The following is a 26,744-nucleotide window of genomic DNA, read 5'->3' on the forward strand; positions in this document are numbered from 1 at the left end:
GCCGGCGGCCTTCTGGCAGGATGCGGTGCGCATGACGGTCTTGTTCGCGTCCGGCGGGGACGATCCCGAGCTGGAGCAGCGGCTGTCCGACGAACTGGACGCCCTCAACGCGGCCGCCGTCGGCGCCGACGATCACCAGCGGTTCTCCGTACGTCTCACCGGCGCCGCGGGCGAGCTGATCGGCGGGATCACGGGCTACACGTGGGGCGGCTGCGGCGGCATCGAGTCGCTGTGGCTGGACGAGGGGCACCGCGGCCACGGGTACGGCGCCCGGCTGCTCGCCGCGGCGGAGGCGGAGATCGCCCGGCGGGGCTGCGACCGCGTGGTCGTGGCGACGATGTCGTTCCAGGCGCCCGGGTTCTATCGGCGGCACGGCTATCGCGAGGTCGGCTACACCCCGGGCATGCCCGGCGGCACGGGCAAGCACCATTTCCACAAGCCACTGGGTCAGTGATCCTTCCGTGGCCTCTTCCCGGACAGATGCCGGTCGACGAGGGCGATGCTCGCGTCAATCGGCCGGAGCGTGATCGAGGGCGATCGCGACCTCGCCCCGTGCGTCATTCCGGGCGAGGACCTGGCCGCGCGCCGCTTTGATCGAGCCCCGGCACGGTGTGGTCAACCCGGCGGCGGCACAGGGCGAGGAGTGCGCCGGCCGCGATCAGGACGGACAGCGTGGCGAAGCCGCCGTCCAGGGCAGTGAGGGAGGCGACGCCGGCGACCAGCAGCGGGCCGCCGGCGTCACCGAGCTCCCGGCCCAGCTCGGCCGAGCCCATCGTCTGGCCGAGGCGTTCCGGCGGCGCCGCGGCGGCCAGGGCGGCGAAGCCGAGCGGGGTGATCAGCCCGGTGCCGGCTCCGACTAGGACGGCGGCGGCGAGCACGCCGGCCGGTCCGGGCAGCGTCGCCGCGGCCAGCCCGGCGGCGGTCGAGATCAACCCCACGACCATCCCGGTACGGGGGGAGAGCCGGCCGTGGTCGAGCGCGCGCCCGGCCCGGGGCTGCACCAGCGCGGCGCACAGGGCCAGCACGGACACGGCGGCGCCGGTGGCGATCGGGCCGAGACCGGCGGTCCGGCCGGCGACGGGCAGGAAGCCGACGCCGACGGAGAGGGCGGCGGTGGCGGCGGCCAGGGCGGCGGTCGGACCGAGGAACGCCGGGGCGCTCAGGCGGCGGGCCAGGTCGAGGACGGTCTGCCGGGTCTTGGGCAGCGGCGCCACGACCGGTACGGCCAGCCGGGCCCAGAGCGCGACGGCGGCGCCAAGGACGGTCAGGACCACGAAGAGCAGCCGTAGCCCGCCGGCCCAGACCAGCAGGCCGCCCAGCAGCGGGCCGAGGGTGTAGCCGATGGACTTTGAGAAGCCGTACGAGCCGAAGGCCCGGCCGTGACGCGCGGCCGGGTTGAGCCGGGCGACGAGTGCGGACGCGGCCGGGGAGAACGCGGAGGCGGCGGCGCCCTGCCCGAGGCGGGCCGCCCACAGCCAGCCGGGACTGTCGGCGAGGGCGTAGACGGCGGACGCGAGGGCGAAGGCGACCAGGCCGCCGAGCAGCACCGGGCGGGCGCCGATCCGGTCGGCGAGGCTGCCGAAGACGGGCTTGAGGAGCACCTCGGCGCCGTCGTAGAGGGCGAGCAGGCCGCCGAGGACGAGCAGGGAGGTGACCGCGTCGCCGGAGAAGCCGCCGAGGTTGGCCGCGATCGCGTGGGCCCCGAAGGCCGTCGTGAACCCGGCCGCGTGCAGGGGCCCCATCTGCCGGCGTGCCACGACGACGAATCTAGCAGGGCTTTCGTGCGCAGCGGCGGGGTCCTCCGATGCCCGCGGAGGGCCCCGCCCGCGGTCAGCAGGAGGAGAGGTGGAAGTTGAAGAGGGTGTCGACGTCGCCCTCGGTGGTGTTCATCGACATCGTGCTGACGCCGCTGGAGGAGCCCGCCGTGACCCGCAGCTCGGTGTTGATGTTGAGGACGCTCTTCGAGCCGCACGGGGCGTAGGTCAGCACGGGCGCGACGTCCCACGTGGTCCAGAGGCCGGAGTAGGGGCCGCTGAAGGTGTCGTCCCGGCGCTCGGTTGCCGAGGACCCCTGCCAGTAGTAGCTGGTGCGCTGCAGGGCGGTCGCCCCGGACTTCAGGTTGGCCCGGCCGCGGTAGTTGGCCGACGCGATGGCGACGGTCCAGCCGGCCGGGATGGACACCAGGACGCCGAGCTGGCAGTTCTTGCGGCGGTCGACGATGTCGGCGTCCCCGCCGGCCGCGGCGACGAAGTCGCGGTAGCGGACCCGGAAGCCGGTGTCGTCGCCGTTGCTGACGACCGAGGCGGTGCCGGGGGCGCAGCCCGATCCGCTGGCGGCGGCGACCTCGACGGTGATCGCGGCAGCGGCGGGCTCGGTGGCCGGCGCGGGCGCGGTGGCGGCGTGGGCGGGGAGGCCGAGCGGCAGGGCGAGGGCCGCGGCGGCCGCGACCGCGACGACGCGATTGCTGTTGTTCATGAATGTCCTCCGGGGGGGGCGGGTTCGTCTCTTGAGTCATTCCAAAATTGCTTCCATCGCATCCGCGACCACGGTAGTGGCGTCCCACTGGCATCCACAAGCGTCAATCTGTATTGGATCTGCGGCGGGGTGTCCGGGATTCCTGACCAAGGTGGATGAACCCGGCGGACCTCCGGCTTTTATGCGGCTTGTACCCGGATCCGGGCGCCATCGACCTCTTTTTCGGAGGGCTTCAAGAAGGCCTTCGACCCTCCGAACGGGCTATTGACTTGCATTGAAGTACATCAATAGCTTGGGTCGGCCACCGAGGTTTTCTTCCGAAGGGATAACAATGAAACGTCTGCTCATTCGCGCCGGCGTCGCGCTCGCGCTCCTGACGTCGTCGGTGCTCGTGGCGTCGCCCGCGTCCGCGGGGATCATCATCTTCGACCCGCCGCCGACCGACGAGATCTCCATCCAGCTGGTCGCCATGGCCGGCTCGGGCTGTGCGCCGGGCACCGCCGACGTCGCGATCTCCCCGGACCACTCGGCGTTCACCGCGATCTACAGTGCCTATCTGGCACAGGCCGGCCCGAACGTGCCGGTCACCGAGAACCGGAAGAACTGCCAGCTCAACGTGCTGGTCAACGCGCCGAGCGGGTACACCTTCGCGATCGCCAAGGTGGACTACCGCGGGTACGGCTTCCTGCAGCGCGGCGCGACGGCCCAGCAGCGGGCGAACTACTACTTCCAGGGCATGACCGTGGGCAGCTACGCCAACCACGCGATCGCCGCGCCCCTGGACGACAACTGGATCGCCACGGACGAGGTGCCGATCGCGTCCCAGGTCTTCCGCCCGTGCGGTGAGCAGCGCAACCTCAACATCAACACCGAACTGCGGGTCACCCGGGGCACGTCGACCGACGTCAGCTATCTGACGATGGACTCCACCGACGGCAGCATCGAGACGGTCTACCACTTCTCGTGGCTGCGATGCCGCTGAGCCGATGCGCGCTCGGCGCCGGCGGTCAGGTCGACTCCTGGCCGTCCGGTGCCGGTCGGCGGCTGCCGTCTCGCTGTTGTGGCGGCAGCCGCGGGCGAGCGTTCGAGCACGGGAGCAGGACGTCCGAGGCCGGTGTGGGCATTTCTGCCAATATCGGCGAGACCGGAACGCCGCATGTAATGGAGGTGATGGCTGCACGAATCCACGACGAGGGGGAACTATGAGGGCGGTGGTCTACGAGGGTCCGCGGCAGGTCAGGGTCAAAGATGTGCCGGACGCGCGGATCGAACGGCCGACCGACGTGCTGGTGCGGATCACGTCGGCGAACATCTGCGGCTCGGACCTGCACATGTACGAGGGCCGGACCGACTTCGAGCCCGGCCGCTGGTTCGGGCACGAGAACCTGGGCCAGGTGGCCGAGGTCGGAGCCGGGGTCGACAAGGTGCGGGTGGGTGACTGGGTCGTCCTGCCGTTCAACATCGCCTGCGGGCATTGCAAGAACTGCGAGCGCCAGCTCACCAACTACTGCCTGACCGCCCAGCCGGAGCCGAAGATGGCCGGTGCGGCGTACGGCTTCGCCGACATGGGCCCGTACGGCGGGGGGCAGGCCGAGCTGCTGCGGGTGCCCTGGGGTGACTTCAACTGTCTGCGGCTCGGGGAGGACGCCGAGCAGCGGCAGACCGATTACGTGATGCTCGCCGACATCTTCCCGACCGGCTACCACGCCACCGAGCTGGCCGGCGTGCAACCCGGGGACCAGACCGTCGTCTACGGCGCCGGCCCGGTCGGGCTGATGGCCGCGCTCTCGGCGACCGTCCGGGGTGCGAGCAAGGTGATGGTGGTCGACCGGCATCCCGACCGGCTGCGGCTGGCCGAGTCGATCGGCGCGATCGCGATCGACGACTCGAAGGTCGATCCGGTGCAGGCGGTCCTGGACGAAACGATGGGGCTGGGCGCGGACAACGGCTGCGAGTGCGTCGGCTACCAGGCGCACGAGCCGGACGGCCGGGAACGGGCCAACCTGACGATGAACCGGCTGGTCGCCTCGGTGCGCTTCACCGGCCGGATCGGCAACGTCGGCGTCTTCGTACCGCAGGATCCGGGAGCCGCTGACGAGCTGGCCAAGCAGGGCAGGCTGGCCTTCGACTACGGCATGTTCTGGTTCAAGGGCCAGCACATCGGCAGCGGTCAGGCGCCGGTCAAGAAGTACAACCGGCAGCTGCGCGACCTGATCGCCGCGGGCAAGGCCGAGCCCTCGTTCATCGTCAGCCACGAGCTGCCCCTGGATCGGGCGCCGGAGGCCTACGAGCATTTCGACAAGCGGGACGACGGATGGACGAAGGTCGTCCTGCATCCGGCGATGACAGGGGCGGGTGCGTGAGATGGCGGGAGAACTCAACCACGGCACCATGACGACGAGCCGGTCGCGCGAACGCGTCGTGCGGGAGTTCGCCCGGGCCGCCCAGCCGGCTGACGCGGGAGGCCGGCCATGAGCTCCTCGATCGGTACCTTGGCCGCCCTGGCCGCCCGCGGCGCCGGGACCGTCGTGCGCCAGGTGCGGTCGATCGTCAACCCGTCCGCCGCGCGCCCGGCCGGCGCCGGGCAGACGTCGTCCGGGTGGCTCGCCGTGACCGTGTTCGTCGAGCCGTCCGAGATCGACACCGCGAAGCTGCCCCCGCCGCTGGCCGAGTTCGGTGACCGGATCGAGGTCCGGGTCCAGATCGCTCCCGGCGGCAAGGGCACCGAACTGGCGGCGCGGCTGCGCGACCGGCAGCGTCCGGGCAGCGCGGCCGCCCGGCTGGCCGGCAAGGACGCGGAGGCCGATCTCCGCTCCGCATTGCGCCGGGCCAAGCAGCTCATCGAGGTGGGCGAGGTGCTGGCGGTGGATCCGGTGCCGCACGGCGACCGGACAGCGACCCCCGGCGGCGCGCTCCTGGAAGGCTGGACCACGGCTGCGCCGAAGGGCGGTGTGCGATGAAGGCGGTGACCTGGCGCGGCGTCAACGAGATCGGGGTCGAGGACGTCCCCGAGCCGACGATCATCAACGACCACGACATCATCCTCGAGGTGGGGCTCAGCGCGACCTGCGGCTCGGACCTGCACCTGATGGGCGGCTACATCCCCGCCATGCGCGCGGGGGACGTGCTCGGGCACGAGTTCATGGGCCGGGTCGCCGAGGTCGGCCGCGGCGTGACCAAGCACAAGGTGGGGGACCGCGTGGTGGTCGTCTCCTTCACCAGCTGCGGGCAGTGCTGGTACTGCCGCGAGGGACTGTGGTCGTTGTGCGACAACGGCAACCCCAACCCGGGCATGACCGAGGCACTGTGGGGGCAGTCCATCGGCGGATGCTACGGCTACTCCCACGCGCTGGGCGGCTACGCGGGCAGCCACGCCCCGTACATCCGGGTTCCGTACGCCGATCAAGGCGCCTTCCCGATTCCCGACGGCGTCTCCGACGAGCGGGCGCTCTTCGCCTCCGACGCCGCGCCGACCGGCTGGACCGGGGCGCACCAGGCCGAAGTGCGGCCGGGTGACGTCGTCGCGGTGTGGGGAGCGGGCGGCGTGGGCCAGATGGCGGCCCGCGCGGCGATGCTCATGGGCGCCGAGCGCGTGGTCGTCATCGACCGCTTCGACAACCGGCTGCAGCAGGTGCGCACGCACATCGGGGCGGACACCCTCGACTACGAACGGACCGACATCCCCGCCGAGCTGCGTGAGATGACGGGCGGGCGGGGGCCGGACGTCTGCATCGAGGCGGTGGGCATGGAGGCGCACTCCCCGGGCGTGCAGTTCCTGTACGACCAGGTGAAGCAGCAGATGCGGCTGCAGACCGACCGCCCCACGGCGGTGCGGGAGGCGATCTACGCGTGCCGCAAGGGCGGGACGGTCTTCACCCTCGGCGTGTTCGCCGGTCTGGTGGACAAGTTCCCCCTCGGCGCCGTGATGAACAAGGCGCTGACCCTGCGCGGCGCCCAGCAGCACGGGCACCGCTACATCCCCGAGATTCTCGAGCACATGAGCCGGGACGAAGTGCGGACCGAGCACCTCGCCACCCACGTGATGCCGCTGGACGAAGGCCCGAAGGGATACCAGATGTTCAAGAACAAGGAAGACGGGTGCGTCCGGGCTGTGTTCCGCCCCGGCGCATGAAGAAGACGACCATCCTCTCGTGGCGCCGCCTGCTGATCTGCCTCGGTGCCGGGATCGTCGCGGCGGCACTGGCTGTGGTGCTCGGCGTTCCGGAGCTGGCGGCCCTGGCCGGCTGGTCCGTCGCGGCCGGCGGCCTGCTGGTCTGGGTGTGGCGGATCAGCTGGCCGCGCGACGCGGCCGGGACCAAACAGCTGGCCGAGGACGAGGGACGGACCCGGGTCACGGATGCGGCCGTGCTGGGGGCGGCGGTGGTCAGCCTGGCCGCCGTCGCCGAGGCCCTCGTCCGGTCCGGCACCCAGGACGCCGTCGGGGTGGCCACGGTGATCCTCGGGGTCCTCGTGGTGGTGCTGTCGTGGGCGTTGGTCAACACGGTCTTCGCCCTCAAGTACGCTCGCCTCTACTACGCGGGCGGGGACGGCGGCATCGATCTCGGCCAGCGAGAGCCGCCGTCCTATGCCGACCTCGCCTATGTGGCGTTCACCGTGGGGATGAGCTTCGCGGTGTCGGACGTCCAACTCGCCCGGACATCGATCCGCAAGGTCGCTCTGGGGCACGCCCTGCTGTCCTATCTGTTCGGCACTGTCGTCATCGCCGTGGCGGTCAACCTGGTGACGAATCTGGGGCAGTCGTCATGAGGCGGTACGGGATGTACAGGCCACTGCGCATCGCGAGCACTGCGGCGGCCGTACGCGTCGGCGCGCCCAGCTTCGCCCGGATGTGTTCGAGGTGAGCGGCGGCGGTCCGCGCGGTGATGGACAACCGGCTCGCGATGCCGTGGTTGGCGTGCCCCTCGATCACCAGGCCGAGGACGACCAGTTCCCGCAGAGTCAGCCCGCAGAGATCCCCCGGAGGTGAGATCACGACGAGCCCGGCCAGGTCGTCCGAGGGGCCCGGCGGGCAGGCGAGTCCGGTGATCCGGGCGTAGTGCTGCTGGCCCTCGTCCGCCGGGACCGGGAAGAGGAAGGAGGTGTGCCGCACCTGGTCGGTCAAACCGTCAACCGCTGTGGCGACGATGTCGGGACGCCCGAGGAGCTGGGGGTCGCAGGGCGGCAGCCCGGGCACAGGGAAGAGGGCGCCCCGGCGGTCGACGGTGACGGCGGCGGTGGCGCCCTGGACCAGCTCGGTCAGCGAACTCATCGGGCCGAGGGCGGCGGTGAGCGCGTGAACGATCACCGCCGGCTCGCCCCGGACCGGCCGCCGCCCGGCGTCACCCGCCTGACCTTCGCCGCCAGAACCGACGCCACCGCGAGCGCGTTCGTCACCAGCCGCGCCTCCTCCATCGCACGGGGGACAAATGCGGCGCTTACCCCCGGGCGGCAGCGGCTAACGGTCCTGATCGGCCCCAGAGGGTCAACCTCTGACAGGTCTCGCGAGTCCGGGAAGGCCGCCCGAGCCCGGACCCCCTCGGTGAGGAGCTGCCCATGACTTCCGAACGGAACCGCCCGGAAATTGTCGTCGGGCTGGTCGCCACCCCGCCGGACCATCCGGCCGAGGTCGTCGACCGGCTCGCCCGCGAGCTGGCCGACCGGCTCGCCGAGCGGGTGGACGCCGGCGTGCTGTGGACTGCCCGCGGTGGCTGGGGTGAGGCCGCGCCGCGGCGCGACGGGGGTGCGGAGGGGCTGCTGGATGATCTTGCGCGGCGGCGGGCCGGCGAGGGCTGGGATGTGGCGATCTGCCTGACCGACCTGCCGCTCCACAGTGACAGCGTGCCCTTGGTCGCGCAGGCGTCCGCCCGGCGCCGGGTCGCGCTGGTGTCACTGCCGGCGCTGGGACTGCACCAGTTGCGAGCCGTTCGCCAGGTCGTGCCCGGCCTGGTGGGCCGGTTGCTCCTCGACACCGCCGACGAGCGGGTGGCAGCGGGCGGCGGGGACCAGACGGACCGGCTCCCCGCCGTTCGCCGGGTGCTCGGCGCCGGCGGCGAGCTGCGCTACGTCGCCTCGCGGCTGCACGGCCGGGTGCGGCTGCTGACCGGAATGGTGCGCGCCAACCGTCCCGGGCGGGCCTTGATGGGCCTGTCGAAGCTGCTGGTCGGTGCGTTCGGCACGGCCGCGTTCGCGCTCACCACCCAGACCATCTGGCAGATGGGCGATGCGCTCGGTGCTCTTCGCCTCACGGCGATCATGCTGATCGGCCTGATCGCCCTGGTGGCGTGGCTGATCATCGCGCACGACCTGTGGGAGAAGCCCGACCGGCGGACGCCCGCCGAGCTGGCCCGGCTGTTCAACGTGGGGACGATCTTCACGCTCTCCCTGGCCACGGCCGTGTCGTATGCGGTGCTGTTCGCCGGAACGGTGCTCGCCGCGGCGCTGCTGATCGACACGTCGATGCTGGAACAGACGCTCCAGCGGCCGGTTGGTGTCACCGACTATCTGACGCTCGGCTGGATCATCAGCTCGATGGCCACGGTCGGGGGCGCGATCGGCTCCGGGCTGGAGGACGAGGAGACGGTCCGGGCCGCCGCCTACGGATATCACCCCGAACCGGACGGCTATGAGGAGGACGATCGCTGACCGGCGACCGGCGCGGCGGTGGCGCCGGTCACGGCTGAGTAGTGCCCCGATGCTCTGGGGGCGGCGTGTCCTCCTCGGCCGGCGGCGCCGGGTTGTCCGCCGCCGTGGTCATCATCCGGCGCACCGCCTGACGGGAACGGTCGGTCATCAGCGGCAGGGTCTGCTCGGCGGCGCCCACGACGCGCTGGGCCGCCCGCCGCGGTCCTTCGGCCAGCGACGGCGGGCGCCACGGCTGGGCGGCCGGGCGTACCGCCGCCTCGATCTCGACCCGCAGCCGGTCCACGGCGGTGAGCAGCGCGCCGTGCTGCTGCCAGGCGGCGGCGTCGGCCTGCGGATCCACCAGCAGGAGCCGGCCCAGCAGTTGCCGCCGCTGGTACATCTCATCCAGCTGGGCGATCACCCGGGCCCGGGCGGTGTCGGCCGGCTCGGTGCCCCGGGCGACGGCCGCCACGCCGTCGAAGGCCGCGGCGGCGGCGTCCAGCGTGTCGGCGAGGGCGGCGCGGGCGGGTGGGGAGTAGGCCTCTGCCTCGAGCTCGGGCGGCAGGTAGAACGTACGGTCGAAGATCTCCCGGCACAGAGTCCGGACGACGATGGTGCAGTACTCGATCGCGGTGAGGGCCGTGCGCAGGCGTGGCTGGGCCACCCGGACCTCGCCGCCGCGAGGGTTGAGCACAGCGCTCCGCTCCGCCCGGACCAGTGAGTGGTCGGCCGCCAGGACCGTGGCGCTCAGGGCCCGGGCCGCCGTGAGCCGCTCCTCGGCGGCCTGGCGCGACCACTCGGCGCGCAGGTGCGTGGCCAGCGAGCGCAGGAAGTCCCCGAGCCGGGTGGCCAGTCCGGCAACCGCCGAGCCGGCGGACTCCACGTGCACCGGGGGCGCGATCGCGTAGTTCACCGCGATGCCGGTCGCCGTGCCGATCAGCGTCTCGTACACCCGGCCGGTCGCCGCCTGGGGCGCTGCGCCCCCGCCGACCGCCAGGATGAGCATCGCGCTGATGGGCACCTCCAGGGTGTGCGGACCCAGGCGGAGCAGCTGGCCGAGGACGAGACTCGCGGCCACCACCACCCCCAGGCTCCACCAGCTGAGCCCCGCGCCGGTGGCGAGCCCGACCGCCACCAGGACCCCGGCGACCACACTCAGGACGCGCTGCAGTCCTTCCGTGACCGTCTGGACCACAGTCACCTGCACCACCAGGAGGGCGGTCAGCGGCGCGAGAACCGGAGTCGCCGTGGTGTTCAGCAGATCGGCGGCGACGTAGGACAGGACGGCGGCGAGCGTCACCTTGGCGGTGCGTATCCCGGGGATGCGGCCCCAGCGGGCCAGTGCGGCGCGCCACGGGTGGCGCACGAAGGTGATCAGCCGCATCAATCCTCCTCGACGGCCGGTGACGCCTCGTCGGGTCGGTGCTGTCGGGTGGCCGCCGGGCAGATGGCCGAAATTCACCGTAGCGGTCGAACGCCGGTTTAGGCGATGACGCGGTGGGCAGGCAGGGCCCGGTCCTGGGCACTCAATGAGGAGGACAGATGGATCTGACGGCAACGACGACTGTCCGCAAATCCGCATCGCAGGTGTACGCGTTCTGGCGGGAACTGGAGAACCTGCCGACGTTCATGGCGCACCTGGAACAGGTCCGCGCCACCGGTGACCGGACGAGTCACTGGGTGGCCTCCGCCCCGTTCGGCAAGGACGTCGCGTGGGACGCGGAGATCACCGACGAGGTGCCGGGGGAGCGGATCGGCTGGCGCTCGACCGGCGACGCCGACGTGCCCAACGCCGGCACGGTCTCCTTCGTGCCGGCCCCCGACGGGGTGAGCACCGAGGTGTACGTCGCCCTCGTCTACGACATCCCGGGCGGCTCGCTCGGCAAGGCGGTCGCGAAGTACTTCGGCGAGGAACCGCACCAGCAGCTCGACGACGATCTTCGCCGGTTCAAGCAGGTGCTGGAGACCGGTGAGGTGGTCCGTTCCGACGGTGCCCCGTGGGGCAAGCGGGCCCGCAAGGAGTTCCCGCAACGTCCGGCGCAGCCGCTCTCGGACGCCGAGCTCACGAAGGGAGCCGAGGCATGAGGGCGAACACCTGGGCGGGGCGCAACAAGGTCGAGGTCCGTGACGTGCCGGACCCGAAGATCCTCAACAGCCGCGACGCGATCGTCCGGATCACCTCCACCGCGATCTGCGGCTCTGACCTGCACCTGGTCGACGGGTACGTCCCCACGATGCAGGACGGCGACGTCATGGGCCACGAGTTCATGGGCGAGGTGGTCGAGGTCGGCTCCGGGGTGACCGCGGACAAGCTGCGGGCCGGCGACCGGGTGGTCGTGCCGTTCCCGATCGCGTGCGGCGCCTGTGCCGCCTGCGCCGCCGAGCTGTACTCGTGCTGCGAGAACACCAACCCCAACGCCGGGATCGCCGAGAAGATGTTCGGCCACCCGGTCGCCGGGATCTTCGGCTATTCGCATCTGACCGGCGGCTTCGCGGGCGGTCAGGCGCAGTACGCGCGGGTGCCGTTCGCCGACGTCGGGCCGCTGAAGATCGAGTCCGACCTGACCGACGAGCAGGTGCTGTTCCTGTCCGACATCCTGCCCACCGGCTACATGGGCGCTGAGATGTGCGACATCCGGCCCAGTGACGTGGTGGCGGTGTGGGGCGCCGGTCCGGTCGGCCAGTTCGCCATGGACAGTGCCCGGGTGCTCGGCGCCGCGAAGGTGATCGCCATCGACAAGGAGCCGTACCGGTTGCGGATGGCCGAGGAGGCGGGTCACATCCCGATCAACTTCGACGACGCCGACGTACGCTCGAAGCTGCTCGAACTCACCGGTGGGCGGGGCCCCGACAAGTGCATCGACGCGGTGGGGCTGGAAGCCACCCACGGCAGCGCGCACATCGCCGCGTACGACCGGGTGAAGCAGGCCGTGCGGTCGGAGACCGAGCGCCCGCACGCGCTGCGCCAGGCGATCCTGTCCTGTCGCAGCGGTGGCGTCGTCTCCGTGATCGGCGTCTACGGCGGATTGCTGGACAAATTCCCCGCCGGCGCCTGGATGAACCGGTCGCTGACCCTGCGCACCGGGCAGTGCCACGTGCAGCGCTACATGAAGCCGCTGCTGGAGCGCATCGAGCGCGGCGAGATCGACTCGACCCGGATCATCACGCACACCCTGCCGCTCGACGAGGCCGAGCGTGGCTTCGACCTGTTCAAGAACAAGCAGGACAACTGCGAGAAGGTTGTCCTGAAGCCCTGACGGTCACCCGTTCCCGGCCGCCGCCGGCGGCCGGGAACGGCGGACCCTCGCTCCCTACGACGCGGCTGACCGAGCGCGCCGCCACGGATGGAAGGCCGTGGGCGCCTTGGCCAGGGCGGGGCGGAGCGACGGGTGGTGGCGCAGCAGGACGTCGGCCATGGTGGTGTTGTCGATCCACTTCAGGCCTTCGCGGGTGTAGACCTCCGGCTTGTAGTAGTCGGTGAAGAAGCGATCGCTGTTGAGCCGGCGGGACGCCATCAGGATGAAGACGCGGAACGCGGTGTCGCTGAAGGCGAAGCCGGCCGGGAGGCGCTCGGCGTACATGCCGACGGTGAGGTCGACCTGCTCGATGTCGCCGTCGTAGGCGTCGCTGATCTGGCGGGCCCAGTCCGGGTTGCCGGTGAGCTTCTCGAAGCTCGTGGCCGGGTCGAGGTGCAGCAGCCGGCGGAACTCGTTGTAGCGCGGCACGCCGAGCTCGCGCGAGCGCAGGATGTCCGTGGCGGCCAGGTCCTGGAGGTGACCGTCCGGGCGCTCGTACTCCTGCAGGAACTTCGGGAAGTTGTGCAGCGTGACCAGGCCGGGCGGCAGGGTGCCGAAGCTGTAGAGCAGGTCGGCCCGGCTGATCTCGGTCATCAGCTTGGAGCCGGCGGGCCCGGCCAGGTCGCGGAACGACGCCTCGCGCAGGGTGCGGTCGTCGCCGGCGGCGCGCAGGTGCCACTCGTCGCGGATCAGCGGGTGCATGCGGTAGACGGCGACGAACTCCTCGGTCAGGGCGAACGGCACGCCGAAGTGGTCGGTTGCGGCGCCCGGGATGCCGCTGACGACCTCGCTGGACGAGACGCGGCCGAAGAGGTTGTGGACGCGCTCGCCGGCCAGGCCGTACCAGTTGGCGCGCATCCCGGCGACCGTGGTCGGGTGGCTGATGACCGCGGGCGTCCACTCGACGGTGTGGATCTTCGCGATGAGCGCGGCGACGATCAGCCGGGCCCGCTGGAAGAGCTCCTCGTCGGTCCACGCGGGATACCGGGCGTGCAGCATGTCGCAGACGGCGTTGTGCTCGGCCGCGAAGAGCTGCTGCAAAAGGGCCAGACCCAGCCAGAATCCCGGTACGGAGTCAGCCTCGCCGGGCAGGTCGAGGTGCAGCTTGCCCTCGTTCCCCGTACGCAGCGCCTGTTGCTCCGCCACGCTGCTGCCGTAGAGCTGCGACGCGTCCCACCAGTGCGAGTTCACGTTGACCGTCGTGGGCGGGGTGCCGGGGTCGACTGTGGCGGGCCGGGTCGGGTCGGGTTTCGTACGCATGATGTGCATGGGTTGCTGCGGCCAGGGATCGTCGGCCGTCAGCGGGACCACCCACGGGTCGTCCTTCGGGCTCTCGCCGTGGCTGAACCAGTCGCGGATCATGAACTGCAGCCACGCGGCGACGAGCGAGTTGACGGTCTCCGCGGGCACGAACTCGTCGCGGGTCAGCAACGCGCGGCTCAGCTCGCGGGGGTTCGGGGTGAGCACGGCGGCGTTCTCGGGGCGGACCACCGAGGAGAGCGGCACGTTGCGGCCGAAGCGGGCGCCGGCCATGCCCATGCGGGGCTGGGCGAGGTCGTTGTACGTACCGTCGGGTGATCTGTTGATCTTGTGGTGCTCGGCCGGGGGCGGGATCGGCGGCAGGTTGGCCGTCGGTAATTGCGACGTGTCGTGCAGGTTCGCCTGGCGCAGCCGCGTGCGCAGGCCGATGAGCTCGGCCAGGCCGAGCAGGGTCGGCAGTTTGTCCCAGCCGGCCCTGCGGTCGACGTACTCGGCGGCGACGGTGAAGAGATCGGACAGCAGGGGGCGCTTCTTCGGGCGCTTCTCGAGGTCGGACATCGTCGCAGTATGAAATGTGGCCTGGACGCAGCGTCACCACGTTGACGCCATGGCGACAGGCCCTCAGCAGCCGATCCGCGCGGCGGCGACCCGGACGTCGTCGTACCAGAGCGTGTCGGCGCCGTCGCCGTAGCTCTCCCAGCCCAGCCGCAGGTCGGTCAGGCGCGGGCGGTAGGTGCGGTTCAGCCACTGGCTGTCGATGTCGTGGGTGGGCACGCCGTCCTGCCGCAGCCCGGGTACGGACACCCCGTCGAGCCATGTCTCCATGGTCCCGTCCGTGCCGTTGACCGAGAACTCGACGCACGTCCACGTGTTCACCGGCAGCGGGCGGGACAGGGCGACGCCGGCCGGGCTCTGCTCGGGCAAGGTCGCGTCGTCGGAGGCGCGGTTCCACTGGAGAGCGCCGTTCTGGCCGCCGAAGCGCAGGTCCTTGCTGCCGTCGGCGGCGTCGCGGAGGGCGACGGCGGTGACGTGGGCGGCGGGCAGGGCGGTCGTGTGGCGTACGTAATAGCGGACGTGCCACACCGTGGCCGCGTCATCGATGATCGCGTCGTTGGCGGCGAAGACGTGGTTGCAGTAGCCGGCGGCACCATTGATCCGCAGCGACTTGGTGCCCGTGTGCGCGACTGTGGTGTCGATGGTCGCCGTGCCCGCGCCCGAGCAGTCCGGTGTGGACACCGACCAGTCGCCGGACGGGACGCTCGTGGCCTGGTCCTCGAACCCGCCGTCGGTGGCGCCGGGGGCCGGGGGTGTCGTCGGTCCGTCCTCGCCGCAGGAGACGCCGTTGACGGCGAAGTCGGTGGGCGCGGCGCCGGTGCCCGTGCCCTGCAGGCCGAAGGAGGCGGTGCCGCCGGTGGGCACGGTGCCGTTCCAGGCGAGGCTCGCGGCGGTGACGGTCCGGCCGGCCTGGGTGACGGTGGCGTTCCAGGCGGAGGTGACCTGCTGGGTGCCCGGGAAGGTCCAGGTCAGGGTCCAGCCGCTCAGCGGGGCGGCGGTGTTGGTCAGCGTGACGTCGGCGGTGAAGCCGGTGCTCCACGCGTTGGTCTTCCACGCGACGTCACAGGTGGCGGCCGCGGCTGCGGGGGCAGCGGGCGCGGCGCTCGCGGGTGCGGGGACGGTCAGGACGGTGCTCGCGGCGAGGACGGCCGCGGCGAGGGTCAGGCGCATCGGGACTCCTGTTTGGGAGCGCTTCCAGGGATCGATGAACGTATATTAATAGGCGCGGCGCCTGTGCTCTTCATTAATTGTTCTTTAGAGATTGGATCCGCTGGTGGGGCGGGGCGCATAGTCGAGCGCGCGCCTCCACCGGGCGCCCGCCCCTGGCGCCTTCCCGGCCCAGGGCGGCCACGCGGGTCGTCCCCACCCGCCGATCGACAGGACCACCGTGCCCCCCACACGTCACCGCCGGCCCTCCCGCAAGCGGACCAAGGTCATCGTGATTGCCACCGCCGCGCTGGGCGTCCTGGGCGCCGGCGCCGCCGGGGTCGCGAACGCCGGCACCTTCCACCACCGCCCGCAGGCCGTCCGGCACGTCACGCCGTCGCTGGGCCCGGCGACCGCGTTCGCCGACCGGGGGCGGCACAAGCCCCGGCCGCGGCCCACGGCGTCGGCGTCGGCTTCCACGACCCGACCGCCCACGTCCGCGCCCACCACTGCGCCCACGACGGTTGCGCCTACTTCGCCGCCGACGTCCGCCTCCGCCCCTCCTTCCCCTTCGCCTTCGGCGTCGCCTACTTCCCCGACGCCGCCCACGACTCGGCCTACGACCACGCCGCCGACGACCACGCCGCCCGCGACCGGCGGCACGGTCATCGAGCAGGCTCTGGCTCACATCAATGCCGCGCGTACGGCCGCCGGCGTCGGCGTGCTGACGCTGGACGCCAACTTGTCCCAGGCTTCCGCCGCTCACAACGCGCTGATGGTCGGCGGCTGCGGGCTGTCGCACCAGTGCACGGGCGAGGCCGGGCTGGGCGACCGCTTCACCGCCGCCGGGGTCAAGTGGACGTCGGCCGGCGAGAACATCGGCCAGGGCAACGCGGCGAACACCGACGCCTCGATCCTGGCGGCCGCGAACGGGCTGACCGACCTGATGCTGGCCGAGGTCGCCCCGAACGACGGGCACCGGAAGAACCTGCTCAACGCCGGCTTCAAGCGGGTGGGGCTCGCGGTGACGCGGGGGGCTGACGGGCGGGTGTGGTTCACCCAGGACTTCGTGAACTGATCGGCCGGCCCGGCCTTCATCGCTCTTGGCGGGATTCCGGCGGTACGTGGCATCGCGGCCACTGTCGCCGGGTTCCCGCTGTTTCTAGGTTCGGGGCATGACTGTTGTGGGCCCGCTCTTGATCGGCGTCGTGTACTGCTTGCTCAACCTGCTGATCCGGGAGCCGCACCGGCGGACCGCCAACGCGTTGATGATCGCCGGGGCGGGAGCGGCGTATCTCAGCGGCGGCGGGCTCGGGGCCGGGGAGCTGCCGTTCACCGCGGTGATGACGTACGTCGCGTACAGGGGGCTGCGGTCCTGGAACTGGATCGGCGCGGGCTGGCTGCTGCACACGGCGTGGGACATCGTGCACCACGTCAAGGGGGCGCCGATCCTGCCGTTCGAGCCCGGGTCGTCGTACGGGTGCGCGATCTGCGATCCGGTGATCGCGCTGTGGTGTTTCGGCCTCTTCCGCTCGTCGCGGTTCTCCCGGCTCTCCGGCCTCTTCCGCCGGCGGGCCGCTTGATCAGGCTCTTGCGTCGACAGGCTGCCTGATCAGGCTCTTGTGAACGGCGGGCCGCTTGATCAGGCGCGCACGACGTAGGTCTTGGCGAGCATGTCGCCGAGGCGCCGGCGCCGCTTGGAGTTGACGACGATGATCAGCGCGACCAGATAGCCGAGGATGCTGTCGACGATCCGGCTGACCGTGCGCACCAGGGCCGACACGAGGCCCGGGCGGCGGCCCTGCTCGTCGACCACCCGGATGCCGGTGACCAGCTTGCCGACCGTGCGGCCGAGCGTGCCCTCGAGCACGACGTAGTAGAGCACGATCACGGCGAGGGCCGTCAGGCTGCCGCCGGTCGACAGCGCGGTGAGGTCGAACCCGTCGACGCCCGGGTCGATCTCGCTGCCGAGGGCCCAGGTGACCAACCGGACGAGCACGCTGAGCACGATCCCGTCGACGAGGGTGGCCACGACGCGGCGGCCGGTGACGTGGGTGTCGAGTTCCGGATTCACGACGATCAAGGTAGCGAACTCAGTCCAGGAACCGGACGTCCAGGCGACTGATCAGCCCGGCCGCCCAGCGCAGGCTCAGGGTGCCGGTGCCACCGCGCGACCACTCGAAGAGGACGGTGTTGCCGTCCACGGACACGACGCGCATCGTGTCGTCCGGCGGGTTCTCCGCGTACGCGGCCGCGATGGCAGCGCGCCCGGTGAACGGGCCCGCCGGCACCGGAGTGAACGTCATCACAGCATCCGGGTGCAGCGCCGCCACCACGGGCGACCAGTCGCCGGTGCGGACGGCGGTGTTGAAGCGGTCGATGTGTGCCGCGTTTCTGTCGTACCCCACGGGAAGGATGGTCGCATGCTTCACGAGGACGAAGGTGTGTTCCGCGCTGTCCAGAAACTGGTGCTCGCGGGGGAATATCGGGACGAGCTGCCCGGCCGCCCGGGCGAGGACCTGACCGGAGGTGGGGCGTTCGAGCGCGCCCCCGACGGCCGTCCGCGCCGGCTGCACTGGCGGGGCGACCCGGGGTTCCGCGCCGGGCGGCGGACGGGTCGCATCCCGCCGCTCCCGCCGCTGACCCCGGCTCCGGCCGAGGCGGTGGCCGAGCTCGAGACCGCTCTGGGTACGCGGCTGCCTGCCCTGTTGCGTCGCTGCTACACCGAGCTCGGGGACGGCGGCTTCGGTCCCGCCTACGGTCTGCCGGGCCTGGTCGCGCGGCGGCAGTTCCACGCCGGCACGATGCTGGAGACCTACCGGGCGCAGCGCAAGTGGCCGCAGCCGTGGCGGGAGCGAGCGGAGGCGCTCCTGCCGATCTGCGACTGGGGCGGCGGCGTCCAGTCCTTCGTCGACCTGACCGACGCGACGATGTGGGCCCTCGACCCCTACGCGGGCCCGGCCGACCAGCTCGGGCTCCTGCTGTTCCCGCAGCCCATGACGCTGACCGAGTGGCTCGGCCGCTGGACCGCCGGCGCCCTCCACCAGCCGGCGATCATCCGTGACCAGGCGACCGGCCGCCTCCGGCCCGCCGTCGACGCCGACCACGAGGAGGAGTGGCTGCAGGTGGCCTGACCCGCCGGCCCGGGCCCGGCCGCCGGCGCCGACCTACGAGCTGCGGGTCGCCTGGCCGCGCCCGGCTGCCGGCGTCGATCGCAGAGCACGAAGCGGGTGGGAGGTTCGGTCGCGCCCGCCGCCTCCGCGGCCCGGGGGGCTGAGTGTCGGGCTTCGGTCAGGGCGCCTCGATGGCGCCGGCGCGGTGGTAGGCACAGGGAGTCGGACGCCGGGGTGAGCGGTGACGGGGTGCGCGATGGACGAGGCGGCGCTGATCCGGGAGATCGCGTGTGTGGTGCGCGGGCAGATCGGCGTGCTCGCGACCGGTGATCCCGCGGCGGCCGACGCCCGGCTGGCGGCGGTGCTCAACGCGCCGGCCGTGGATCCCGAGCGGCTGCTGGACGTGCTGGAGTCCGACGCCGGGCTGCACCGCGTCGCGGCCGAGGCGCTCGCGGCGGGCAGCCCGGCGCTCGCGTCGCTCGCCGTCGTGCGCTCGGCCGGGCTTCCGGGGCACGGCGATCCGGACTTCCTGCCGACCCGGTTCGCCTGCCCGGAGGCGGACTTCGTCTGGTACAGGCGGTCCGTGGGCGGCGCGCCGCCGGCCTGCCCGACGCACGGGGCCGTGCTCGTGGCCGACCGGCAGCAGTGAGGACCGGAGGGTGTCGACCCTGTGGGCGGGCGTCGGCGGGAAGCTGGCGTCCCGGCTGGCCGAGGGTGGCGGGCCCGCGACGGCCTTCGCCCTCGGGGTCCTGGCCGCCTGGTGTCAGGCCCACGGTGGCCTGGCGGAGCTGAGCCGGATCGCCACGCGGCTCGACCGGCTGCGACCCGTGGCCGGCGTGGCGCTGCTCGTCGTCGTCGCGGCGGCGGTCGCGACGGGTGGCATCCTGGTCGCCCGGCTGACCCTTCCGGTGCTGCGGCTGCTGGAGGGCTACTGGCCGCCGTGGGCCGACGGGGCCCGCCGGGCCGGCGTCCGGCTTCGCGCCCGGCGCATCTCGGCCTGGGAGGAGCGGTGGCAGCGGCTGGCCGCGAGCGTCGACGGCGGGACGGCGAGCCCGGCCGAGGCGCGCGAGTTCGTCCGGCTCGACGAGCGGCTGCACCACGTCCCGGTGCGGGTGGCCCGGCGCATGCCGACCCGCGTCGGCGACATGCTCAGCGCGATGGAGGGCCGCCCGTACGAGCGGTACGGCCTGGACGCGGTCAAGTGCTGGCCCGCCCTGTGGCTCGTGCTGCCCGAGACCACCCGCTCCGAGGTGCTGGCCGCGCGGCGGGCGGTCGACGGCGCCGTGGCGGTCGTCATCTGGTCGGTGCTCTTCTGCGGCTTTGCCGGGTGGGCCTGGTGGGCGCCGGTGGCCGGGGCCGGGGTCGCCGCCGTGACAGCGACGGTCTGGCTGCCGGACCGGGTGGCAGCCTTTTCCGGCCTGGCCGGTGCTGCCTTCGAGGTGCACCGGGGCGAGCTGTTCCGGGCCCTGCGGTGGCCGCTACCGGAGCGCCCGGCCGACGAGCGCGCCGCCGGGCTGGCCCTGACCCGCTATCTGTGGGAGGGCTCGACGTCCGCCGAGCCCCGATTCCAGGACAACGGAAGCGACAACGGCAGCGACGGCGGAGGCGCCTCGTGACCGTGCGAGAGGAATTCGACGACCGGATCCGGCAGTTTCACCGCGACCGGCAGATTTCGGATCTGCAGGAGGCCTTCCGGATCTACTCCGAGGCCCAGGAGACGGTCGCCGACCGCTTTCCCTTCCTGCACCACCTCGGCGCCGCGCTCCTGCTGGCCGTCGAGCACCACGGGACCGGCGACGACAATCTGGACCTCGGCGTGCACGTCTGCCGGCGCGCCCTCGCGGCGGCCGAAGGCAGCACCGAACCGGCGCTGCCGGACATGCTGCGGGAGACGCACGGGCACCTCGGCATGTTCCTGCGGGAGCGGTACGCCCGGCAGCACGACCCGGCCGACCTCGACGCCGTGATCGTGCACCTGCGAGCGGCCGTCGCTGCCCCGGGCCTCGCCGCCGCCGTGCGTCTCGCCCTTACGGAACACCTCGCTCATGGATACGGCAACCGGTGGATGTCCGGCGCCGCACCTGCCGATCTGCGCTCGTCGATAGCCGCCCATCGGCTGCGGCACGCCTGGTGCCCGCCCTCCGAGGCGCTCCGCGCGCACGTCGCGCTGGTCGTGGCGCAGGGCTACATGACGCGCTACCACCTGACGAGCAGCCGCGCCGATTTGGACTCCGCCCTGGACCTGTTCGCCGAGGCCGCCGGCGGCGACGACCGGGGCGAGGCGCTGCTGGGCCTGGGCAACGCCGCGCTGGTGCGCTTCCAGCGGAAGGGCCGGATCGCCGACGCCGACGCGGCCTGCGACAGCGCGGAGCGGGCGCGTGCCCTGGTGCCGCCCGAGCGACGGCGGGAGGCGGACATGATGATCGGCCTCGCCACCGTCAGCCGGCACACCGTGCTCGGCCGGGAGTGCCCCGGCGACGCGTCGTGCGACTACAGCACCGCGATTCCGCTGCTGCTGCGGGTGGCCCGGGACCGCGGTTCCGCGCCGGACCTGACGAACCTGGGCCACGCGTACTGGGCTCGCTATCAGCACGGGGACCGGGAGGACGACCTCGACGAGGCGGCCCGCTGGTGCCGGCGCGCGGTCGAAGCGGCCGGGCCCGCCGACGCGAACAGGCACAGCTACCTCACCAATCTGGGCAACACCCTGCGCGACCGGTACGCGATCACGGGGCACCGGCACGAGCTGGACGAGGGCATCGCCGCGCACGCCGAGGCCGTCCGGCTCTGCCCGCCCGGCCATCCCGACCTCGTCAACCACTGGCTGGATCTGGGCAACGGCCGGCGCGCGCGGTTCGCGGTGACGGGCGCCGCCGCCGATGCCGAGGCCACCACGTCGGCCTTCCGGCAGGCGTGCGAGGCCGGGCTGGTCCTCGGTCCCGGAGCCGCCGTCCGCGCGGCCGTCAACTGGTCGCACTGGACGATCCTGCGGGGCGCGTGGCGGGAGACGATCACCGCGTACGAGTACGGTGTCCGCGCCGCCGGGCTGCTCGACGCCCGGCAACGCACCCGGGCGGAGCGGGAGAGCTGGCTCCTGGCGTCGCGTTACCTGGCGGCCCGGGGTGCGTACGCCCTCGCCCGGCTGGGCCTGCTCGTCGACGCGGTGCGGGTCCTGGAGCGCAACCGGTTGCAGCTCGTCGCGGAGCGGCTCGGAGCCGGCTCGGGCCCGCCGGCCGTCCTGCGCGCCGCGGACGTACCCCTGGTCTATGTGTTCGCCGCGGAGCCGGGAGGCTTCGCCCTGGTCGTGCCGCCCTCCGGTGCCGATCGGCCGCTCACCGCGGTGCCGTTGCCGCAGCTCACCGACCGGTGGCTGCTGGACCAGGTCAACGGCTACTTCCGGTCCGGCGACCCGGCGGGCCGGCCCGAGGCCCTGGAGCGGACGACCGCCGCGCTGTGGCCGGTGGTGATGGGACCGGTGCTGGCGGCGCTCGACGCGCCCGGGTGCTGCCTGATCCCGATCGGCATCGTGGGGCTGCTGCCGTTGCCCGCCGCCTGGACCGCCGACCCCGATCGGCCGTCCGGGCGGCGCCACGTCCTCGACACGCACACGGTCCGGCACGCCCCGAATGCGCTGCTCGCCACCCGGCCCGTACGCCCTCTCGCCGGAGGTCCGGTCCTCGCGGTGGCCGATCCGCCGGCGCCGCCCGCGCCCCCGCTGCGGTGGAGCCGCTGGGAGGTGGGGCACGTCGCCACGGACCTCCGGCACGACGTGCGGATCGCGGGCGAGGACGCGACTCTCGACGCACTCGCGGCGCTGCTGCCGCGGTTCCCGGTCGTCCACTTCGCCGGGCACGGCAGCGCGGACACCGACGAGCCGCTGGACAGCCACATCAGCCTGGCCGGGGGCGAGCGGCTGACGTTGCGGTGGCTGCTCGATCACCCTTTCCCGGCGGCCCGGCTGGTCGTCCTCTCGGCCTGCGAGACCGCCGTGATCGGGACGTGGCTGCCTGACGAGGCGGTGGGCCTGCCGACGGGTCTGCTGCTCGCCGGGGCGGGGGCAGTGGTCAGCGCCCTCTGGCCGGTGCCCGACCGGTCCACGGCCGTGCTCATGGCGCTGTTCCACCGGTTGCGCCGCGGCGATCACCCGGCGCCGGCCGAGGCGTTGCGACACGCGCAGCGCGCGCTGCGGGACATGTCGAACGAGCAGCTCCGCGCGCTCTTCCCCGAGCTCGTGGAGCCGCCGGCCGGGGCCTCCGGTGCGCTGGCCGCCTTCTGGTCGCGGGCGCGGCCCTTCGCGGGGGCCGAGCACTGGGCGGCGTTCATCGTGACCGGCGGCTGATCCGCGACCCCGGTGTTGATCTCACGGCAACGCATCGGCAGTATCGTCCACAGGGTGGGACGGCGACCGGCTGTCCCAGGTACGAGCCATCGACGTCTCTGCCGGAAAGGACGGTGCCGTTCCCGTGAAGGTCGGCATTCCCAGCGAAGTCAAGAACAATGAGTTCCGGGTGGCGATCACGCCCGCCGGGGTGTTCGAGTTCAGCCGGGCCGGGCACGAGGTGTTCGTGCAGGCCGGCGCCGGTGCCGGATCGTCGATCGACGATGCGGACTATGCGGCGGCGGGCGCCACGATCGTCGGGAGCGCCGACGAGGTGTGGGGCGCCGCGGAGCTCGTGCTCAAGGTGAAGGAGCCGATCGCCGAGGAGTACTCGCGGATGCGCGAGGGGCAGGTGCTCTTCACCTATCTGCACCTCGCGGCGTCGAAGGAGTGCACCGACGCGCTGATCGAGAAGCGGGTCACCGGCATCGCGTACGAGACCGTGGAGCTGCCCGACCGGTCGCTGCCGCTGCTGGCGCCCATGTCGGAGGTGGCCGGGCGGCTCGCGCCGCAGGTGGGCTCCTATCACCTGATGCGCTCGGGCGGCGGCCGGGGCGTGCTGATGGGCGGCGTGCCCGGGGTCTACCAGGCGAAGGTCGTGGTGATCGGCGCCGGGGTGTCCGGGATGAACGCGGCGGCGATCGCGCTCGGCATGCAGGCCGAGGTGCTGGTGCTCGACAAGAACATCGCGCGGCTGCGGGCGGCCGACGCCGACTACCGCGGTCACCTGCAGACGATCGCCTCCAACGCGTACGAGATCGAGAAGGCCGTCATCGACGCGGACCTGGTGATCGGCGCGGTGCTGGTGCCCGGCGCGAAGGCCCCGAACCTCATCTCCAACGAGCTGGTGTCGCGGATGAAGCCGGGCAGCGTGCTCGTCGACATCGCGATCGACCAGGGCGGCTGCTTCGAGGACTCGCGGCCGACGACCCACGCGGACCCGGTCTACCCGGTGCACCAGTCGATGTTCTACTGCGTGGCGAACATGCCGGGCGCGGTGCCGCACACGAGCACCTACGCGCTGACCAACGTCACCCTCCCGTACGCGCTGGAGCTGGCCAACCGGGGCTGGCGCGACGCGGTCCGGGCCGACCCCGCGCTGGCCCTGGGGCTCAACACGCACGACGGCCAGGTCGTCTACGGCCCGGTGGCCGAGGCGCACGGCATGACCGCGGTGCCCCTCACGCAGGTCCTCGCCTAGGAAGCGAAGCGGAGGTCCTCTCATAGAGATCCGACGGGCGATTCAGGCCTATCTCGACCACCTCACGGTCGAGCGAGGCCTGTCTCGCAACACCCTCGTCTCCTATCGCCGTGACCTCGAGCGCTACGCGGAGTCGCTGAAGAAGGGCGATCTGGCCGACGTGACGGCGGCGGACCTCGCGCAGCACCTCATCGAGCTGCGCGAGGAGGGGCAGCTCTCCGCCGCCTCCGCGGCCCGGGCGGTCAGTGCCGTGCGTGGCCTGCACCGCTTCGCCGCGCGCGAGGGGATCGCCCCGCACGACGTCAGCCGCGAGGTCAAGCCGCCCGCCCCGCCGAAGCGCCTGCCCAAGGCCCTCGACGTCGACCAGGTCACCCGGCTGCTGGGCGCGGTCACGGGCGACGACCCGCTCGCTCTGCGCGATCGGGCACTGCTCGAGCTCCTGTACGGCATCGGCGCGCGCATCTCCGAGGCGGTCGGCCTGGACATCGACGACCTCGACCCGGACGTCGTCACCGTGCGCGGCAAGGGCGGGCGGACCCGGATCGTGCCGCTCGGCTCCTATGCCCGGGAGGCGCTGGACGCGTACCTGGTCAGGGGTCGTCCTGCCCTGATCAGGCGGGGCACGCCCAAGGTCTTCCTCAACGCCCGGGGCGGCCCGCTGTCGCGGCAGAGCGCGTGGACCATTCTCCACCGGGCGGCCGAGGCGGCGGGTCTGCCTGTGGACGGAGCGCACGCCGTGTCGCCGCACACACTCCGGCACTCGTACGCGACGCATCTGCTCGACGGCGGCGCCGATGTCCGCGTGGTGCAGGAGCTGCTCGGGCACGCCTCGGTGACCACGACGCAGGTCTACACGCTCGTGACAGTGGACCGGCTCAGGGAGGTCTATGCGACCGCCCACCCCCGCGCACGGTGAAACGACTCGGACCAGTGGGCGACACGCCGAACGGGTGACCCCGGACGGGCGGTGCGAGTGGCGTACAGTCGGGCATCGGCTCCGGCTGCGGGTCGAGAGGGGGTTTCGAGGCATGGCGGCACATGATCAACGCGCTGAGGCGTGGACCTCGGCCCTGCGGGAGCAGCAGGCCAACTCCCTCGATCTGGGCGCTGACCTGGGGCCGGCCGATCCGACGGCGTACACGATGCGCCGGCCGATCCCCGAGCCGATGCCGACCGACCGGCACGGCCCGGCGCGGATCATCGCGCTGGCCAACCAGAAGGGCGGCGTGGGCAAGACCACGACGACCATCAACCTCGGCGCGGCCCTGGCCGAATACGGCCGCAAGGTGCTGCTGGTCGATTTCGACCCGCAGGGCGCCTGCTCGGTCGGCCTGGGCGTCAACCCGCACAACCTCGACCTGAGCGTCTACAACCTGCTCATGCAGGACGACGTCGCCACCGAGGACGTCATCATCAAGACCGACGTCCAGGGCCTGCACCTGCTGCCCGCCAACATCGACCTCTCCGCGGCCGAGATCCAGCTGGTCAACGAGGTCGCCCGCGAGATGGCCCTGGCCCGGGCCCTGCGCAGCGTCCGCAAGGAATACGACTTCATCCTGATCGACTGCCAGCCCTCCCTGGGCCTGCTGGCGATCAACGCGCTGACCATCGCGCACGGGGTGCTCATCCCGCTCGAGTGCGAGTTCTTCAGCCTGCGCGGTGTCGCGCTGCTGCTCGACACGATCGACAAGGTGCGCGAGCGGCTCAACTTCGACCTCGAGCTCGAGGGCATCCTCGCCACCATGTACGACTCCCGCACCACCCACTGCCGCCAGGTGCTGCAGCGCGTGGTCGAGGCGTTCGGCGACAAGGTCTACCAGACGGTCATCACCAAGACCGTCAAGTTCCCCGAGTCCACGGTCGCCGGTGCCCCGATCACGACGCTCGACCCGTCGTCGTCGGGCGCCCGCAACTACCGGCAGCTCGCCCGCGAGCTGATCGCGGCCCAGGCCGAGCGCCGGTAAGGTGCTCTTCGCGCTCGCGGAGCCGGTCGCGTTCGTCGCGCTGGTCGCCTCGTTCCTGCTGGCGCTCGCCGTGCGCTCGTTCGCCATCCGGGTCACCCGCCGCGCCGTCGGGCTGGCCGACCCTTACGACCGCTCGCTGACCCCGCGCCTGCGCGACATCGACCCCTTCGGCGCGGTCGCCGCGGCCATCGGCGGTCAGGGCTGGGGCCGCCCGCTGTCGGTCGACGAGGTGCCCCGCCACCGGGGGCGGGGCCGCGCCGCGCTGGTCTTCCTGGCCGGCCCGCTGGCCTGCATCGCGCTGGCCCAGCTCTTCTTCCTCGCGTACGCGCTGACCGCCTCCTTCAACGTCTTCAGCGCCCTGTCCCCGTCGGACCTCCTCCGCGGCTTCGGCCTGCCCTACACCGACCAGATCCTCGCCTGCCTCGGCGTGGGCCTGCTCACCTTCGGCCTGCTGGCGCTGATCCCGATCCCGCCGCTCGACGGGTTCGGCTGGCTGTGGCACGCACAGCGGGTCCCCGGGCCGGGCCTGCAGTGGATGCGCCTGTGGCTCGAGCACAAGAACATCGGCGTCCTCATCCTGCTGATCTGCTGCTTCTTCCCGCTCAGCAGCCCGTTGCTGCTGCTGCTCCTCGACTTCCTCGGCCTGTTGTTCGTGCGGCTCTGGGGCTGACGTTTCCACGGCGGCGCGCTATCTCGACTTCGCGGCGCGGGAGGCGGCGCCGACCTATCAACGGC

27 protein-coding genes are annotated in these 26,744 nt (G+C 72.3%); 19 read left to right on the forward strand and 8 right to left on the reverse strand.

Going from position 1 to position 26,744, the window contains the following annotated elements:
• The first annotated feature begins 31 nt into the window (after nucleotides 1-31).
• A complete protein-coding gene (locus RAN62_RS39315) occupies nucleotides 32-454 on the forward strand; it encodes a GNAT family N-acetyltransferase (protein WP_305789981.1) in 423 nt (140 codons plus the stop codon).
• A 103-nt stretch (nucleotides 455-557) separates the two neighbouring features.
• Here RAN62_RS39315 and RAN62_RS39320 read toward each other — a convergent pair whose 3' ends face one another.
• Together RAN62_RS39320 and RAN62_RS39325 are read right to left on the reverse strand one after the other, a co-directional pair.
• Entirely contained in the window at nucleotides 558-1,757 is a 1,200-nt protein-coding gene (locus tag RAN62_RS39320) for an MFS transporter (RefSeq protein ID WP_305789982.1), read from the reverse strand.
• Between the two features lie 73 nt (nucleotides 1,758-1,830).
• A complete protein-coding gene (locus tag RAN62_RS39325) occupies nucleotides 1,831-2,475 on the reverse strand; it encodes a DUF4360 domain-containing protein (protein ID WP_305789983.1) in 645 nt (214 codons plus the stop codon).
• 331 nt (nucleotides 2,476-2,806) lie between these two features.
• Between RAN62_RS39325 and RAN62_RS39330 the strand changes: the two genes are divergently transcribed.
• The 5 genes from RAN62_RS39330 (at nucleotide 2,807) to RAN62_RS39350 (ending at nucleotide 7,242) form a co-directional block, all read left to right on the forward strand.
• Nucleotides 2,807-3,457, forward strand: a complete 651-nt coding sequence (locus RAN62_RS39330; RefSeq protein WP_305789984.1) for a DUF4360 domain-containing protein — start codon at nucleotides 2,807-2,809, stop codon at nucleotides 3,455-3,457.
• A 220-nt stretch (nucleotides 3,458-3,677) separates the two neighbouring features.
• Nucleotides 3,678-4,838: a glutathione-independent formaldehyde dehydrogenase gene (locus RAN62_RS39335; protein ID WP_305789985.1), complete on the forward strand. Its 1,161-nt coding sequence runs from the start codon at nucleotides 3,678-3,680 to the stop codon at nucleotides 4,836-4,838.
• 108 nt (nucleotides 4,839-4,946) lie between these two features.
• Nucleotides 4,947-5,435 (forward strand): hypothetical protein, encoded by a 489-nt coding sequence (locus RAN62_RS39340; RefSeq protein ID WP_305789986.1) that lies wholly within the window; start codon nucleotides 4,947-4,949, stop codon nucleotides 5,433-5,435.
• Entirely contained in the window at nucleotides 5,432-6,607 is a 1,176-nt protein-coding gene (locus RAN62_RS39345; RefSeq protein ID WP_305789987.1) for a zinc-dependent alcohol dehydrogenase, read from the forward strand. Before RAN62_RS39340 ends, RAN62_RS39345 begins: the two co-directional genes overlap by 4 nt.
• On the forward strand, nucleotides 6,604-7,242 hold the full coding sequence (locus RAN62_RS39350) for a DUF1345 domain-containing protein (RefSeq protein ID WP_305789988.1): 639 nt from the start codon (nucleotides 6,604-6,606) through the stop codon (nucleotides 7,240-7,242). Before RAN62_RS39345 ends, RAN62_RS39350 begins: the two co-directional genes overlap by 4 nt.
• Here RAN62_RS39350 and RAN62_RS39355 read toward each other — a convergent pair.
• Complete coding sequence (locus RAN62_RS39355) at nucleotides 7,208-7,780, reverse strand: helix-turn-helix domain-containing protein (protein WP_305789989.1); 573 nt, start codon at nucleotides 7,778-7,780, stop codon at nucleotides 7,208-7,210. The genes RAN62_RS39350 and RAN62_RS39355 overlap by 35 nt on opposite strands.
• 248 nt (nucleotides 7,781-8,028) lie before the next feature.
• Here RAN62_RS39355 and RAN62_RS39360 point away from each other — a divergent pair, with 248 nt between their 5' ends.
• Nucleotides 8,029-9,117, forward strand: coding sequence for a hypothetical protein (locus RAN62_RS39360; RefSeq protein ID WP_305789990.1), 1,089 nt, complete (start codon nucleotides 8,029-8,031; stop codon nucleotides 9,115-9,117).
• Nucleotides 9,118-9,145: 28 nt separating this feature from the next.
• On the opposite strand, the gene RAN62_RS39365 is transcribed toward RAN62_RS39360, so the two are convergent.
• Entirely contained in the window at nucleotides 9,146-10,480 is a 1,335-nt protein-coding gene (locus tag RAN62_RS39365; RefSeq protein ID WP_305789991.1) for an FUSC family protein, read from the reverse strand.
• 158 nt (nucleotides 10,481-10,638) lie between these two features.
• On the opposite strand from RAN62_RS39365, the gene RAN62_RS39370 reads away from it, so the two are divergent.
• On the forward strand, nucleotides 10,639-11,181 hold the full coding sequence (locus RAN62_RS39370; protein ID WP_305789992.1) for an SRPBCC family protein: 543 nt from the start codon (nucleotides 10,639-10,641) through the stop codon (nucleotides 11,179-11,181).
• On the forward strand, nucleotides 11,178-12,353 hold the full coding sequence (locus RAN62_RS39375) for a zinc-dependent alcohol dehydrogenase (protein ID WP_305789993.1): 1,176 nt from the start codon (nucleotides 11,178-11,180) through the stop codon (nucleotides 12,351-12,353). The genes RAN62_RS39370 and RAN62_RS39375 overlap by 4 nt, the downstream gene beginning before the upstream one ends.
• 54 nt (nucleotides 12,354-12,407) lie before the next feature.
• Here RAN62_RS39375 and RAN62_RS39380 read toward each other — a convergent pair whose 3' ends face one another.
• Both RAN62_RS39380 and RAN62_RS39385 read right to left on the reverse strand, forming a co-directional pair.
• Nucleotides 12,408-14,210, reverse strand: a complete 1,803-nt coding sequence (locus RAN62_RS39380; protein ID WP_305789994.1) for a peroxidase family protein — start codon at nucleotides 14,208-14,210, stop codon at nucleotides 12,408-12,410.
• Nucleotides 14,211-14,273: 63 nt separating this feature from the next.
• Nucleotides 14,274-15,377, reverse strand: a complete 1,104-nt coding sequence (locus tag RAN62_RS39385) for a cellulose-binding domain-containing protein (protein WP_305789995.1) — start codon at nucleotides 15,375-15,377, stop codon at nucleotides 14,274-14,276.
• A gap of 217 nt (nucleotides 15,378-15,594) precedes the next feature.
• On the opposite strand from RAN62_RS39385, the gene RAN62_RS39390 reads away from it, so the two are divergent.
• Both RAN62_RS39390 and RAN62_RS39395 read left to right on the forward strand, forming a co-directional pair.
• Complete coding sequence (locus RAN62_RS39390) at nucleotides 15,595-16,431, forward strand: CAP domain-containing protein (protein WP_305789996.1); 837 nt, start codon at nucleotides 15,595-15,597, stop codon at nucleotides 16,429-16,431.
• A gap of 97 nt (nucleotides 16,432-16,528) precedes the next feature.
• Complete coding sequence (locus tag RAN62_RS39395) at nucleotides 16,529-16,936, forward strand: DUF6010 family protein (RefSeq protein ID WP_305789997.1); 408 nt, start codon at nucleotides 16,529-16,531, stop codon at nucleotides 16,934-16,936.
• A 59-nt stretch (nucleotides 16,937-16,995) separates the two neighbouring features.
• Here RAN62_RS39395 and RAN62_RS39400 read toward each other — a convergent pair whose 3' ends face one another.
• On the reverse strand, nucleotides 16,996-17,427 hold the full coding sequence (locus RAN62_RS39400) for an RDD family protein (RefSeq protein ID WP_305789998.1): 432 nt from the start codon (nucleotides 17,425-17,427) through the stop codon (nucleotides 16,996-16,998).
• A gap of 19 nt (nucleotides 17,428-17,446) precedes the next feature.
• Complete coding sequence (locus tag RAN62_RS39405; RefSeq protein WP_305789999.1) at nucleotides 17,447-17,761, reverse strand: nuclear transport factor 2 family protein; 315 nt, start codon at nucleotides 17,759-17,761, stop codon at nucleotides 17,447-17,449.
• Between the two features lie 15 nt (nucleotides 17,762-17,776).
• On the opposite strand from RAN62_RS39405, the gene RAN62_RS39410 reads away from it, so the two are divergent.
• The 8 genes from RAN62_RS39410 to RAN62_RS39445 all read left to right on the forward strand — a co-directional run bounded on the left by RAN62_RS39410 (nucleotide 17,777) and on the right by RAN62_RS39445 (nucleotide 26,679).
• Nucleotides 17,777-18,487, forward strand: a complete 711-nt coding sequence (locus RAN62_RS39410; RefSeq protein WP_305790000.1) for an SMI1/KNR4 family protein — start codon at nucleotides 17,777-17,779, stop codon at nucleotides 18,485-18,487.
• Between the two features lie 235 nt (nucleotides 18,488-18,722).
• Nucleotides 18,723-19,115 (forward strand): hypothetical protein, encoded by a 393-nt coding sequence (locus RAN62_RS39415; protein ID WP_305790001.1) that lies wholly within the window; start codon nucleotides 18,723-18,725, stop codon nucleotides 19,113-19,115.
• Between the two features lie 10 nt (nucleotides 19,116-19,125).
• Nucleotides 19,126-20,082: a hypothetical protein gene (locus tag RAN62_RS39420; RefSeq protein ID WP_305790002.1), complete on the forward strand. Its 957-nt coding sequence runs from the start codon at nucleotides 19,126-19,128 to the stop codon at nucleotides 20,080-20,082.
• Nucleotides 20,079-22,805 carry a CHAT domain-containing protein gene (locus tag RAN62_RS39425; RefSeq protein ID WP_305790003.1) on the forward strand — a complete coding sequence of 909 codons (2,727 nt, stop codon included), beginning with the start codon at nucleotides 20,079-20,081 and terminating at the stop codon, nucleotides 22,803-22,805. The genes RAN62_RS39420 and RAN62_RS39425 overlap by 4 nt, the downstream gene beginning before the upstream one ends.
• A gap of 124 nt (nucleotides 22,806-22,929) precedes the next feature.
• Nucleotides 22,930-24,045 (forward strand): alanine dehydrogenase, encoded by a 1,116-nt coding sequence (ald, locus tag RAN62_RS39430; protein ID WP_305790004.1) that lies wholly within the window; start codon nucleotides 22,930-22,932, stop codon nucleotides 24,043-24,045.
• 40 nt (nucleotides 24,046-24,085) lie between these two features.
• Nucleotides 24,086-24,961, forward strand: a complete 876-nt coding sequence (locus RAN62_RS39435) for a site-specific tyrosine recombinase XerD (RefSeq protein WP_438874604.1) — start codon at nucleotides 24,086-24,088, stop codon at nucleotides 24,959-24,961.
• 112 nt (nucleotides 24,962-25,073) lie between these two features.
• A complete protein-coding gene (locus tag RAN62_RS39440) occupies nucleotides 25,074-26,009 on the forward strand; it encodes a ParA family protein (RefSeq protein ID WP_305790005.1) in 936 nt (311 codons plus the stop codon).
• Between the two features lies 1 nt (nucleotide 26,010).
• On the forward strand, nucleotides 26,011-26,679 hold the full coding sequence (locus tag RAN62_RS39445) for a zinc metalloprotease (RefSeq protein WP_305790006.1): 669 nt from the start codon (nucleotides 26,011-26,013) through the stop codon (nucleotides 26,677-26,679).
• Nucleotides 26,680-26,744 lie beyond the last annotated feature (65 nt).

Origin of the sequence: Symbioplanes lichenis, assembly GCF_030709675.1 — a bacterium.
GTDB lineage: Bacteria > Actinomycetota > Actinomycetes > Mycobacteriales > Micromonosporaceae > Actinoplanes > Actinoplanes lichenis.

Excerpts from the sequence above, each read along its gene's own strand:
- RAN62_RS39315 (WP_305789981.1), top strand. The coding sequence starts at position 32 with ATGACGGTCTTGTTCGCGTCCGGCGGGGACGATCCCGAGCTGGAGCAG.
- RAN62_RS39325 (WP_305789983.1), bottom strand. The coding sequence starts at position 2,475 with ATGAACAACAGCAATCGCGTCGTCGCGGTCGCGGCCGCCGCGGCCCTC.
- RAN62_RS39330 (WP_305789984.1), top strand. The coding sequence starts at position 2,807 with ATGAAACGTCTGCTCATTCGCGCCGGCGTCGCGCTCGCGCTCCTGACG.
- RAN62_RS39335 (WP_305789985.1), top strand. The coding sequence starts at position 3,678 with ATGAGGGCGGTGGTCTACGAGGGTCCGCGGCAGGTCAGGGTCAAAGAT.
- RAN62_RS39340 (WP_305789986.1), top strand. The coding sequence starts at position 4,947 with ATGAGCTCCTCGATCGGTACCTTGGCCGCCCTGGCCGCCCGCGGCGCC.
- RAN62_RS39345 (WP_305789987.1), top strand. The coding sequence starts at position 5,432 with ATGAAGGCGGTGACCTGGCGCGGCGTCAACGAGATCGGGGTCGAGGAC.
- RAN62_RS39350 (WP_305789988.1), top strand. The coding sequence starts at position 6,604 with ATGAAGAAGACGACCATCCTCTCGTGGCGCCGCCTGCTGATCTGCCTC.
- RAN62_RS39360 (WP_305789990.1), top strand. The coding sequence starts at position 8,029 with ATGACTTCCGAACGGAACCGCCCGGAAATTGTCGTCGGGCTGGTCGCC.
- RAN62_RS39365 (WP_305789991.1), bottom strand. The coding sequence starts at position 10,480 with ATGCGGCTGATCACCTTCGTGCGCCACCCGTGGCGCGCCGCACTGGCC.
- RAN62_RS39370 (WP_305789992.1), top strand. The coding sequence starts at position 10,639 with ATGGATCTGACGGCAACGACGACTGTCCGCAAATCCGCATCGCAGGTG.
- RAN62_RS39375 (WP_305789993.1), top strand. The coding sequence starts at position 11,178 with ATGAGGGCGAACACCTGGGCGGGGCGCAACAAGGTCGAGGTCCGTGAC.
- RAN62_RS39380 (WP_305789994.1), bottom strand. The coding sequence starts at position 14,210 with ATGTCCGACCTCGAGAAGCGCCCGAAGAAGCGCCCCCTGCTGTCCGAT.
- RAN62_RS39385 (WP_305789995.1), bottom strand. The coding sequence starts at position 15,377 with ATGCGCCTGACCCTCGCCGCGGCCGTCCTCGCCGCGAGCACCGTCCTG.
- RAN62_RS39395 (WP_305789997.1), top strand. The coding sequence starts at position 16,529 with ATGACTGTTGTGGGCCCGCTCTTGATCGGCGTCGTGTACTGCTTGCTC.
- RAN62_RS39410 (WP_305790000.1), top strand. The coding sequence starts at position 17,777 with ATGCTTCACGAGGACGAAGGTGTGTTCCGCGCTGTCCAGAAACTGGTG.
- RAN62_RS39415 (WP_305790001.1), top strand. The coding sequence starts at position 18,723 with ATGGACGAGGCGGCGCTGATCCGGGAGATCGCGTGTGTGGTGCGCGGG.
- RAN62_RS39440 (WP_305790005.1), top strand. The coding sequence starts at position 25,074 with ATGGCGGCACATGATCAACGCGCTGAGGCGTGGACCTCGGCCCTGCGG.